A 13,402-nucleotide genomic window follows, 5' to 3' on the forward strand; every position below is an offset into this window, starting at 1 on the left:
GAGTTTTGTTGAATTCTTCAAGCACTATTCTTGCTTAAAAATAAAACGAAATATCGTTACTCCTCATTTTGATTACTTACTTCATATTGGTGTTTATAAAACTCTCAACGGGAATATGTAATAGAGATTAGATAACTTTAAATAGCATTCAAAATTTGTCATTTTTTGAGCGATTTTCTTTTGATGAAAAAATCGTGACGGGAATTTATTGTCCTAAATATATTGCAGTCTGTTCTGCGATAGAGCGATCTTTTGCCTGAAAGAAAATCAAATTATTAAATTTAGTATTTTATGGGTGTCTTATTATGAGAAGCATGAAACCGTTAGCTGCTTTAATTGGGTTATTGGTAATGTCTGGTAGTGCCAATGCGGTTACAGTATACAACGACAAAGGAAGCAAGGTAGATCTGACCGGCCAAGTTCGCATGAAAACGACAGTGACCAGTGATGATCGTGATATTCGAATTAAAGATGACGGTAGCCGCTTCGGGGTTAACGCCAGCCATGAATTGACTAAAGATATTAAAGTATTCGGTAAAATGGAGTGGGGTTCTGATACCCAAAGAACTAACAGCGAAAATGTCAAAACAGGCTTTGATATGTATAACCGTGTTGGTTATATCGGGGCCTCTCATCGTGATATTGGTGAAATGCGACTTGGCCGCACTTATATTCCCATCGATTGGGTGAAAAAATCCAGTTATGGCTATGGTAACACGGGAGTATTTTATTTCAGCGACGTATTGGGCCGTGCAACGGGTTATGACAGCAAGGGTGTTGGTAACAATAACTTCCTTACCCGCTTGCCCCAGACTATTTTCGTGCAAACTAAACCTTATGAAGGTTTTAACCTTGCAGCAACCTACAGTGGTAAATCTGGCTCGGATAATGAACGCAATCATGGGGATATTCGCCATGCTTATTCAGTAGTCGGTTTTTATAAATCAGACTTCGGCTTGGAAGCCAGCGCTGGTTATTCTCAAGCAACGGGAGAGCGCCAAAAACCGATAACTGTAGAGAAGACACTGCCAGACGGAAGTAAAGGAAAAAGCACCGAAGATGCAGGATTCGCCTCGCCACAAGATAGTCTGTTGGCTTTTGGTATGGAGTATTATTTCCCCGGTCGTGAATTCTCCATTGGTTTGGATTATGGGATAGCGCGTTCCAAAAACTCAGGGTTAGTGTACAAAGAAGGTGCAGGAACAAGCCTACAAAGCAAATCTGTCAAAGGAGATTGGAAAGCAAACTTGTATGGCGTGGGTATGAAATGGCACTGGGATAAGATTGAAAGCGGCATGTATGCAGGATATTACCTACGTGACGGTGATTCCAATACATTCAACTATAAAAAACAAACTTACACCGTCGGTTTAGATAAACGTTTTGTTGTTTCTCAGTACAATAACCTGATCCTGTTTGTCGAAACGGCATACGATGACGTCCGTAGTGACAATCCGGCTTTCAAAAATAAAAAACAAACCATTCTGGGAACAGGAGCACGTTTGTCTTTTTAAGCAAAATTTCATGGGGAGAATCTGATTCGGGTTCTCCCGTATCATTCTATAAAGGGGCATAGCATGATGAAGAAAGTGTTGAAAGTGTCAACATTGGCAATGTTGGTAGCATTCAATGTGAACGCGGCAACCGTAGATCTACGGGTGATGGAAACCTCGGATATTCACAGCAACCTGATTGATTTCGATTACTTTAAAGATAAATCCACTGAGCAATTTGGTTTGGTTCGTACAGCAAACCTAATCAAAGCAGCCAAAACTGAAGCAACCAATGCGATCTTGATAGATAACGGTGATCTGATTCAAGGCAGCCCGCTGGCGGATTATATGGCGGCAAAAGGGTTGAATAAAGGGGACGTTCACCCGGCTCATAAATTGATGAACACCATGGGCTATACCGTGGGTAACTTTGGGAACCATGAATTCAACTTTGGATTGGATTATCTGAAAAAGGCCATTGCTGGAGCTAAATTCCCTTATATCAACGCCAATATCATGGATGCCAAAACCGGTAAAAACTATTTTACGCCTTATATTATCGTTGATACCCCAGTTAAAGATCGTGAAGGCAAAGAACACACCATTAAGGTCGGTTATATCGGTTTTGTTCCACCGCAAATCAGCATTTGGGACAAAGCAAATCTGGATGGCAAAGTTGTTGTTAATGACATCACTGAAACCGCGAAAAAGTTTGTTCCTCAAATGAAAAAAGAGGGTGCAGACCTGATTATCGCCATTCCGCATTCGGGTTTTTCTCAAGAACCTTATAAAGCAATGGCAGAAAACTCCGTTTACTATCTGAGCGAAGTTCCCGGCATTAATGCCATCATGTTTGGTCATGCTCACGGCGTATTCCCAAGCAAAGAATATGCAGGTATCAGAGGAGTTGATATTGCTAATGGAACAGTTAACGGTATTCCTGCCGTAATGCCGGGACAGTGGGGTGATCATCTGGGCGTTGTTGATATGGTGATCAATAACGACAATGGCAAGTGGAAAGTCGAATCAGCTAAAGCAGAAGCCCGTCCTATCTATGATAAAGTGCATAAAAAAGCATTGGTTGAACGTGATAGTAAACTGGCCTCCATCATCGCAAAAGATCATCAGGGAACCCGCGATTTCGTTGGTAAATTCATCGGTAAAGCTTCTGCCAACATGTACAGCTATCTGGCTCTGATCCAAAGCGATCCAACCGTGCAGATTGTCAATGACGCACAAGTGGATTACACCAAACGCTTTATTCAAGGTGATCCAAATCTGGACGGGCTTCCTGTTCTGGCGGCGGCTGCACCTTTCAAAGCGGGCGGACGTAAAAATGCACCGGCTGACTTTGTGGAAGTGGAGAAAGGTGATCTGACTTTCCGTAACGCTGCTGATTTGTATCTCTACCCGAATACTTTGGTAGTAGTGAAAGCAACAGGTGCGGATGTGGTCGAGTGGCTGGAATGTTCAGCGGGCATGTTTAACCGGATCGATCCAACTTCTACTAAACCACAAGAGTTGCTGAACTGGGATGGTTTCCGCACTTATAACTTCGATACCATCACAGGGGTTAACTATAAAGTAGATCTGACCCAACCCGCCAAATACGACACCGATTGCCAGTTTATCAATAAAGGTGCGAACCGTATCAAAGACGTGACCTATCAGGGCAAGCCGATTAATCCGAAAGCCACTTTCCTGATCGCTACCAATAACTACCGTGGTTATGGCGGCAAATTCGCAGGAACCGGAGAAGATCATATTGCGTTTGCATCACCGGATGAAAACCGTACTATTCTGGCCTCTTACATTTCCAGAATTACCAAAGAAAAGGGCGTGGTATCAACACAGGCTGAGAACAATTGGTCATTCCTGCCAATCAAAACAGATAAAAAGTTAGATATTCGCTTCGAAACTTCACCATCAGAAAAAGCAGCAAAATTCATTAAAGAACATGCTCAATATCCAGTGAAGTACTTGAAAAATGATGATACCGGTTTTGCGATCTATCAAATTGATCTGACAGAGAAGAAATAAACCGTAATTAATCTGTGCTGAAATCGTACTGATGCCTGCTTGACGGCTTTCCAGTGGAGCCGAAGAACAGGCAGATTATTTATCTGCTGATGGGATTTATTACTATGCGTTTTTTGAAGCTCTTATTTGTCTCAAAACCATTATCTGTTCTAAAGTCAGTATCTCTCGTTTTGGCATTAATGGCGGCGGGATGCGCTACTTCTCCTGAAACCAATGAATCCTTGAAGGCACAAGCCAATCTGGTGGAAGGGGTGGCCTGCATTGTGCCAGAACAACCGACGGCCAATTACGACTATGATGCTAAAACCGATCATTATGGTCATAATGACGAGGCTTCAACCGATTATTTTAAGTTGGCAATCAATTACTCACCTACATTTTGTGACTATGAAAAGGACAAAATAAAACGCCTGAAACGCGAGAATGAAAATGCTAAGGCACAGCGCGAATATGAAAAGTTCAAGCTGCAATGTTTCTCTGACAATAAATTTGGCTGGATACTGCATGGCTTGTGGGCGGAAACCTGCGATGGAAAATCTATGGAAGAATGCCGCGACTGGTCAGACATTCGCAAACACCCTCGCTTATGTAAGGGGGATTTGCCAGCGCTGGATTATCAGACTATTAAGCCTTACTTGTGTACCTCTCCCGGTATAGATTTGCTGCAAGCTGAGTGGGAAAAACACGGTGCTTGTGCCTTTGATTCCGCCGGGAATTATTTCAGCAAACAGCAGGAACTTTTTAATAACTTAGTGTTGCCAGAAGATCGTCCCTCCAATAAGAAATTGCTTCAATTCCTGCGAAAACATAATCCAGAATTGCAAGGTAAATACATCCAGATTAATCGTGACGAATTCTATATCTGCTATAGCAAAAATTTTGAATTGATTGATTGTCCCAAGCCTGAACATTAAGAGATAACAATATGAATTATAAATATAAATTAATTCCGATTGCAATTGGTGCTGCATTATTGGCAGGGTGTGTAACCAAGCCAGCTTATGATCCTACAAATGTCGTGGATGTGCGGGTTCTGGGCCTGAATGATTTTCATGGTGCATTGAAAGCCCCCGGCCCTAACCAACCGGGTGGCATTGAACATATGGCAACCTTGATCAAGGCGCTGAAACAAGAGAATCCGAATAATATCGTCGTTGCTGCAGGGGATATGATCGGCGCCAGCCCACTGCTTTCCTCCATGTTTCATGATGAACCGAGCATCGAAGCGCTGTCTCTGGCTGGCTTGGAAGCGACTTCGGTCGGTAACCATGAATTTGACAAAGGCAAGAGTGAATTGCTGCGCAAGCAAAATGGGGGTTGCCATCCGGTGACTGGTTGTCAGGGGCCAAAACCGTTTAAAGGTGCAGGGTTCCAATATCTGTCAGCCAACGTTACGGTTAATGAAACGGGGAAAACGTTGTTCCCTGAGTATGTCATCAAAGAATTTGATGGTGTTCCGGTTGCCTTTATCGGTCTGACGCTGGAAGGAACCCCTGCTATTGTGACTCCGCAAGGTACAGAAGGACTGACTTTTTCCAATGAAGTCAAAACCATTAATGCCTTAGTGCCGGAATTGCAGAAAAAAGGGGTGAAAGCGATAGGGGTTTTGATCCACGAAGGTGCTGCACAGAAACGTAACGGAGGGCACATTGATGTCAACGCCTGTAATGATGTGACGGGCAAAGTATTGGAAATCGTCAATCATCTGGATAAAGAAGTGGATTTTGTAATCAGCGGTCATACCCATCAGGCTTATAACTGCGTGATTAATGGTAAATCCGTGACTTCTGCTCAATCCAATGGAGCACTGCTTACTCAGTTAGATCTGAAATTGGATAAAACCACAAAAGATGTGGTGGACTTCAAGGCTAAAAATATCTGGGTTGATAACCGTAAATACGGCAAAGATCCAAAAATCACTGAACTACTGTCTTCCTACGAAAAAATAGCCACACCACTGGCGAGCCGCGTTGTTGGCAAGTTGGAAAGCAATCTGACCAAGGAAACCAGCGCTGGCGGGGAATCTGCATTGGGTAAAGTTATCGCGGATGCCCATTTATACGCGACAACCGCCAGAGAAAATGGTGGAGCACAGATTGCGTTTGTAAACAGCGGCGGTATCCGGGCACCTATGGATGCAGGAGATGTAACTTATAACGCGATTTATACCGTTCAGCCATTCTCCAATGTGATGGTGACCAAGACACTGACTGGTGAGCAGATAAAACGATTACTGGAGCAGCAATGGGATCGTTCACGTCCACAGGTTCTGGCGGTGTCCCATAGTCTCCAATATTCTTGGGACAGCACCAAACCCGTGGGCGATCGCTTAATTGTCGATTCGATCAAAATCAATGGGAAACCGATTGATCTGAAAGCAAAATATCGCGTAGCAGCTAATGAATATCTGGCGACTGGCGGAAGTAGCTTCTCCGTATTTAAAGAGGGTACCGATCCTGTATATAACGTGCCGGATATCGATGCGGTAGTGAAATACTTCTCGGAAAAATCTCCGATCCATTACCCGAAACAAGATCGCATTATTGATCTAGGGGTAAAATAATGTGACAGTGGTAAAAGATAACGCAACTTGCTGTAGATAAAACAGATAGATCAAAGATACTGTAACGGTTGTTTGATCCGGATTGGAAGTGCAACGCTAATTATTATGCGTTGCACTTCTGCATTGGAATATATTTTAAGTTTGAATCGAGTTCCAATTACTCGAAGATATAACTGAATGTAGTAATTTTCATATCAGTAATGGTTATAGGGCAATAGCTATAAGGTAATAGTGATATATGTAAAGATTATTTAATAATAAAAACAGTTATGGAGACCTCTAATATGCAGAACATACTGGTAAGGATAATAAAAAATAAAATAGCCAGAATATTAACCTATTCTATTAGCCTAATTTTAGGAAGTGTTACCCTCTCTTATGCCACTGTTCCTCCTAATGTTCAATTAGCGGATAAGCAAGAAATCACCCGCAATAATTTTTCTGAGCCAGGTTCTTTAGATCCGCACAAATCTGAGGGTAGTAGTGAATTTGATATTTTGCAGGATTTTTTTGAGCGTTTAGTTGATACGGATAAAGAAGAGAATATTATCCCCGCTTTGGCTGAATGCTGGAAAACCAAAGATAATAAAACGTGGATCTTCCATTTAAGGAAAGGGGTTAAATGGTCTGACGGAACACCAATTACAGCTCATGATGTGGTTTTTTCTTTCCGGCGTCTGGTTACGCCCGACACCATTTCTCCTTACGGTAGTTACCTGATCCAAGCTAGGATTGTGAATTCCAGTGATGTATTGTCGGGCAAGAAAAAACCGGAAGAACTGGGTGTCAAAGCATTGGATGATGCAACGATAGAAATTACACTGGAAAGGCCAAAAGCGGGTTTTCTGCATATGATGGCACATCCCGCAGTCTCTCCTGTTAGTGAGAAGGCTATCAAAAAATATGGCAGCAAATGGACTCTGCCACAAAATTTTGTCAGTAATGGGCCTTTTAAACTCTCTGAATGGGTGGTGAATGAAAAAATTGTCGGTGTCAGAAACCCCTATTATTGGGATAATAAAAATACCGTAATTAATAAAGTTACTTACTTGCCATTATCAGATTATAAAGCTGACCTCAATCGCTATATGACTGGCGAGATTGATATATCCAATGGTGGGCCATCGGAATTCTTGCCAATGGTCAAGAAAAAATTTGGTGATCAATTGCATGTCAAACCCATAATGAGTGTTTATTATTACCTGTTTAATATGCAAATACCGTTGTTCAATGATGTTCGGGTCAGACAAGCATTGTCTTTAGCATTGGACAGAAACATTATTACTGACAAGGTATTGGGCAATGGCCAAAAACCCGCTTATGATGTAGTGTCTCCGGGGGCTGGAGGGATCTATTTAAAACATCCTGAATATGCTTCATTGACACAAGAGCAACGTGTTGCAAAGGCCAAAGCATTATTGAGTGAAGCGGGTTTTGATGAAAAGAACCCACTTAAGTTTACCTTGCTATATAACACCTCTGATGCTCATAAAAAAATTGCGATTGCTGCCAGCTCGGCATGGAAAAAGCATCTCGGTGTAGATGTTATTTTACAAAATCAGGAAACTAAAACACAGAATGATAGTATGACCCAAGGCAATTTCGAGCTGACGAGATACGCGTGGAGTGCTGATTATAGTAGCCCGACCAGCTTTTTAGATATTTTCACATCAGGCAATACCAATAACCACATGAAATATCAAAATAAAGAATTTGATAAGTGGGTTTTAAAAGCAGACGAAACTAACGATCCAGCCGATTACCAACAGGCTATTAATATTCTCAATAAAGATATGCCTGCTATTCCTGTCTATTATTATGTTCGGGTGAAATTAATTAAGTCTTATGTCGGTGGCGTTCATATTGATTCATTGGGAAATATTCCGACAAAAGCTCTTTATATTATCAAACATTAAAGACTCAATAATAAGAGCCGATTAAATCAGGCTCTTATTACTTGATTAAATTAATTGAAATAATAACTTAAATAAATATGGTAGCGTAATGTAATAATAAAACCTGCAATTAATGGAGAATCAAAACATGAAAAAAATCATGGCGAAGATACGTAAGAACAAGATTACCCAAATCCTTACCTGCTCAATGGGAATATTATTAGTAAATATCGTAGCAAATATCGCACCGTCCCATGCCGCAGTCGTTCCACCGGGCACTCAATTGGCGGAGAAACAAGAGATTGTGCGTAATAATGGCTCTTTCCCCGCCTCATTGGATGTGCATAAAGTAGAAAGTAATGTCGAACTGAATATTATTCATGATTTTTTTGATGGTTTGGTCTATACCGATAGAAAAGGCAATATCGAACCGAGACTGGCAGAACGTTGGGAAACCAATGACAACCAAACATGGATTTTTCATTTAAGAAAAGGGGCGAAATGGTCTGATGGTTCGCCAATCACCGCTCATGATGTGGTATTTAGCTGGCAGCGTTTACTTGATCCGACAATGGGATCTCCTTATGGCAGTTATCTTGGAACAGCCCATGTCATTAATGCAAACGACGTATTGTTAGGTAAGAAAAAAGCGGAAGAGCTTGGTGTTAAAGCACGGGATGGCTTCACACTGGAAGTAAAACTTGATAAGCCAGTGGCTTATTTCTTGCAGATGTTAACTCATCCGATTTTAGTTCCTATCAGTGAAAAAGTGGTCAAAAAGCAGGGTGATCAATGGACGCATCCAGATACTTTTGTAGGCAGTGGTGCGTTTAAATTGTCTGAATGGAAAGTGAATGAAAATGTTATCGGGGTCAGGAATCAGCATTATTGGGATGATAAAAACACGGTAATTAATAAAGTCACTTATCTTGCTCTTGCATCAGAAAAGTCGGATTTAAACCGTTATCTCGCTGGTGAAATTGACATGACCATGACCATTCCCTTGGACTCTTTTGCATCATTAAAGAAAACATTGGGCGATCAAGTTCATATTGATCCGATGCTCAGCACTTACTATTACGTTTTCAATACTAAAAAACCGCCATTTAATGATGTCAGGGTCAGGAAGGCATTAAATTTAGCTATAGACAGAAATGTGATCGCTGAAAAGGTATTGGGAATGGGGCAACTTCCCGCTTACAATATTCTTCCTCCTAATATTGGAGGTATTGTATTAAACCCACCAGAATATGCTTCATGGACACAGGAACAAAGAATTGAAGAAGCCAAAAAATTGTTAAATGAAGCAGGTTTTAATCAAAATAATCCACTCAAATTTGACCTACTGTATAACACAAGAGAATCGCATAAAAAGATTGCTATTGCTGTCACTTCAATGTGGAAACAGAACTTAGGAGTGCAAGCCAATTTACAAAACCAAGAGTGGAAAGTGATGTTGGATAATATGCACCAGAACAAGTTTGATGTCGTCAGATATGCATGGACAGCGGATTACAATAGTCCTATGTCTTTCCTGGATACTTTCCTGACAGGAAGCAGCCATAACATCCCGCTCTATGAAAATAGCGCTTTCGACCAGATAGTGATTAAAGCTGGTGAAACTAATGATATCGCTTATTACCAAAAGGCGATGGATATTTTCAACAATGATATACCTGTGATTCCGATTTATAGTTATGTCAGTAATAGAATGGTAAAACCGCATGTTGGCGGGTTCTATGCAAGCCCCATGGATTATATTTCCACAAAAGACCTCTATATAATTAAACATTAATTTAGGTCAGAGCTTGTTAACAGATTCTGATTTTTAGATTAGGTATTAAATTGATAAGGTTATTATCTGGATAAATAAATACGATTATGGAGGGTTAAAGTATGAATAAAATAACAATCAGTAAAAAAATAAAATTATTATCCTGTGTCATTACATTCATCTTGGGAAATATATCATTATCTTATGCGGCGATTGTACCAGAAGGAACACAGTTAGCTGATAAACAAGAAATCGTGCGTAATAATGGCTCTGAGCCGGCTTCATTGGATACACATAAAGTTTCAAGTGATGTTGAATTCAATATTATTAGTGACTTTTTTGATGGCCTTATTTATGTTAATAGTCAGGGAAAGATTGAACCAAAATTAGCAACTCATTGGGAAACTAAAGATAATAAAATATGGATCTTTCATTTAAGAAAAGATGCAAAATGGTCAAATGGTTCCCCCATTACGGCTCATGATGTGGTATTTAGTTGGCGGCGTTTGATTGTTCCTGATACGGTTTCTCCTTATGGAAGCTATCTTGAAAATGCTGCTGTAATGAATGCAAATGAGGTGCTGATAGGTAAGAAAAAAGCGGAAGAGCTTGGTGTAAAGGCTCTGGATGACATGACTTTAGAAGTAAGATTAGATAAACCTGTCGGAGATTTTCTACAGATGCTAGGCCATCCTGTTATGTTTCCGATAAGTGAGAAGGCAGTAAAAAAACATGGTGATAAATGGACCAGACCGGAAGTATTTGTGGGTAGCGGACCATTTAAACTCTCTGAGTGGGTCGTAAATGAAAAGATAGTCGGTGTCAGAAATCCTGTTTATTGGGATGATAAAAATACAATAATTAATAAAGTGACCTATCTTCCCCTCTCTTCAGAGAAAGCAGACTTAAATCGTTATCTGGCGGGAGAAATCGATATTACTAACACCATTGCGGCAGAATCTTTTCCATCATTGAAGAAATCATTACCTGATCAGGTACATATCTCTCCCAAAGCCACAGTCTATTTCTATGAATTTAATAATAAAAAACCACCATTTAATGATGTCAGGGTCAGACAAGCGCTGAGTTTAGCTGTAGATCGAGATATTATTGTTGATAAGATTTTAGGACAGGGACAATTACCCGCTTATACTATGCTTACCCCAGATATAGGGGGATTTAATTTCAAACAACCTGATTATGCTTCGTGGACTCAGGAGCAGCGTGTTGCTAAAGCTAAAAAATTATTAAATGAAGCTGGTTTTAATCAAAATAATCCACTTACTTTTAATCTCCTTTATAATACTCAGGAAGGACATAAAAAAATTGCCATTGCTGTTGCATCTATGTGGAAAAAAAATCTTGGTGTGAATGCTGTTTTGCAGAATCAAGAATGGAAAGTTATGTTGGATAATATGCATCAAGGGAAATTTGATGTTATCCGACGGGCATGGGTTGCTGATTATAATAGTCCGATGACATTCTTATCTATATTTTCTTCGAAGCAGGTCAAAAATACATCTCTGTATGAAAATAATGAATTTGATAATTTATTAGAAAAAGCCAGTGAGATTAATGACAAAGATTATTATCAACAGGCATCTGATATATTAACAAAAGACTTACCAGCTATTCCTATTTATTTTTATGTTAACCATAATATGGTTAAGCCTTATGTTGGCGGATTTCATGCTAACACGAGAGGGGAATATCTTACAAAAGATCTTTATATTGTTGAGCATTAAATAATAAATTATCAGAGCCTTTGCTATTAGGCTCTGATAATTATGTTAATCCGTGTTTTAAATAAAAAATAAAATAATTCGTAAATTTCATTAATAAAACTCATGGTTTATTTTAGTTGCATTAAATCATTGTTTGAGTAATAAATAGAGTTTCATACTGAATCTTGAGTTGAAAATAAAATAAGGATAACTCAATGAATAATTAACTACAGTACAGCTATAGAGGAAAATAACATGTTAAATAAAATCAATGCAAAAATAATTAAAATATTAACTTATTCTATCAGTATTATGTTGGGAAGTGTTACGCTATGCTATGCAGCAGTTATTCCATCTGGTACAAAATTAGCGAAAAAACAAGAGATTGTTCGCAATAATGGGGCTGAACCTGCCTCATTGGATGTCAATAAAGTTGAGGGTAATATAGCACTTAATATTATTAATGATTTTTTTGATACATTAGTGAGCATGGATAAAAAGGGCAATATCCGACCCAAACTGGCTGCAAGTTGGGATACAAAAGATAAGAAAACCTGGATTTTCCATTTGAGGAAAGGGATCAAATGGTCTGATGGAACGCCAATTACCGCTCATGATGTTGTTTTTAGCTGGCGACGGCTGACAAACCCCAAAACGATGTCTCCTTACGGTAGCTATTTTGTTGATGCTTCCGTGGTGAATGCCAAGGAGATTTTGGACGGGAAGAAAAAAGTGGAGGAGCTTGGTGTCAAGGCTTTGGATGATTCGACATTGGAAGTCAGACTGGAAAAACCCGTTGGATATTTTTTACAGATGCTGACTTTCCCTATAACGGTTCCGATTAGTGAAAAAGTAGTTGAAAAATATGGTGATAAATGGACTCAACCTGAATTTTTTGTTTCTAGTGGTGCGTTTAAATTATCAGAATGGAAAGTGAACGAAAAAATTGTTGGTGTTAGAAATCCTTATTATTGGGATAATAAAAATACTGTTATCAATCAAGTGACTTATCTTCCACTTTCATCAGATGTTTCAGATTTAAACCGCTATCTTGCTGGAGAGATAGATATTACATTTACAATCCCATTGGGGTCTTTTGCATCATTAAAGAAAAATATAGGTTCACAAATTCATACTTTCCCCATACTTAGTACATATTACTATGCTTTTAACAATAAAAAACCTCCGTTCAATGATATCAGAGTTAGACAAGCACTGAATCTTGCTTTGGATAGAAATATTATTGCGAATAAGGTTGTTGCCCAAGGTCAAGTTCCTGCGTATACCTTTCTACCTCCGAGGATCGGCGGTTTTAAATTTAAACAGCCTGATTATGAAACATGGGCACAAGCTCAACGTATTAAAAAAGCCAAACAATTATTGAATGAAGCTGGATTTAATAAAAATAATCCCCTTAAGTTTAATTTGGTTTATAACTCATCAGAGATGCATAAGAAAATTGCCATTGCTGCAACTTCAATGTGGAAAAAGAATCTAGGAGTCATTGCTAATATTCAAACTAAAGAATGGAAAGTTCTATTGGATAACGAGCATCAGGGAAAATTTGATGTCGTTAGAGCTGGATGGGTTGGCGACTATAATAATCCGATGTCTTTCTTAAATATTTTTACAACAAATCAGACAAATAATACCTCATTCTATTCTAATAAGGATTTTGATACTTGGGTTCGTAAGGCTGGAGAAACTAATAATCAAAAAGATTTTCAACAGGCTATCGATATTCTGACAAAAGATACTCCTATTATCCCTATTTATTACCATGTCTCTGCGGTATTAGTTAAGCCCTATATTGGCGGCTATTACCCCAATTTTATGGGGATGGTAGCAACGAAAGATCTTTATGTAATTAAGCATTCGGTTAAATGAGGTTTGTCAGTGGTCTGAGAGCCTGC

The 13,402-nt window shown here is 39.4% G+C and carries 8 protein-coding genes; all 8 read left to right on the forward strand.

Features of this window, described 5'->3' with window-relative positions:
• The first annotated feature begins 305 nt into the window (after nucleotides 1–305).
• The 8 genes from Xvie_RS00725 (at nucleotide 306) to Xvie_RS00760 (ending at nucleotide 13,376) form a co-directional block, all read left to right on the forward strand.
• Nucleotides 306–1,514: a porin gene (locus Xvie_RS00725; RefSeq protein ID WP_086107494.1), complete on the forward strand. Its 1,209-nt coding sequence runs from the start codon at nucleotides 306–308 to the stop codon at nucleotides 1,512–1,514.
• 63 nt (nucleotides 1,515–1,577) lie between these two features.
• Entirely contained in the window at nucleotides 1,578–3,533 is a 1,956-nt protein-coding gene (locus Xvie_RS00730) for a bifunctional 2',3'-cyclic-nucleotide 2'-phosphodiesterase/3'-nucleotidase (protein ID WP_086107495.1), read from the forward strand.
• A 104-nt stretch (nucleotides 3,534–3,637) separates the two neighbouring features.
• Nucleotides 3,638–4,447: a ribonuclease T2 family protein gene (locus tag Xvie_RS00735; protein ID WP_086107496.1), complete on the forward strand. Its 810-nt coding sequence runs from the start codon at nucleotides 3,638–3,640 to the stop codon at nucleotides 4,445–4,447.
• An 11-nt stretch (nucleotides 4,448–4,458) separates the two neighbouring features.
• Complete coding sequence (locus Xvie_RS00740) at nucleotides 4,459–6,096, forward strand: bifunctional metallophosphatase/5'-nucleotidase (RefSeq protein ID WP_086107497.1); 1,638 nt, start codon at nucleotides 4,459–4,461, stop codon at nucleotides 6,094–6,096.
• A gap of 284 nt (nucleotides 6,097–6,380) precedes the next feature.
• A complete protein-coding gene (locus Xvie_RS00745; RefSeq protein WP_244175397.1) occupies nucleotides 6,381–8,012 on the forward strand; it encodes a peptide ABC transporter substrate-binding protein in 1,632 nt (543 codons plus the stop codon).
• Nucleotides 8,013–8,139: 127 nt separating this feature from the next.
• The gene (locus Xvie_RS00750; protein WP_086107499.1) at nucleotides 8,140–9,786 is read left to right on the forward strand and encodes an ABC transporter substrate-binding protein; all 1,647 of its coding nucleotides are present in this window, start codon (nucleotides 8,140–8,142) and stop codon (nucleotides 9,784–9,786) included.
• Nucleotides 9,787–9,887: 101 nt separating this feature from the next.
• Complete coding sequence (locus Xvie_RS00755) at nucleotides 9,888–11,510, forward strand: ABC transporter substrate-binding protein (RefSeq protein WP_086107500.1); 1,623 nt, start codon at nucleotides 9,888–9,890, stop codon at nucleotides 11,508–11,510.
• Nucleotides 11,511–11,744: 234 nt separating this feature from the next.
• Entirely contained in the window at nucleotides 11,745–13,376 is a 1,632-nt protein-coding gene (locus tag Xvie_RS00760; protein WP_086107501.1) for an ABC transporter substrate-binding protein, read from the forward strand.
• Nucleotides 13,377–13,402 lie beyond the last annotated feature (26 nt).

It is taken from the genome of Xenorhabdus vietnamensis, assembly GCF_002127535.1.
Classification (GTDB): Bacteria; Pseudomonadota; Gammaproteobacteria; order Enterobacterales; family Enterobacteriaceae; genus Xenorhabdus; species Xenorhabdus vietnamensis.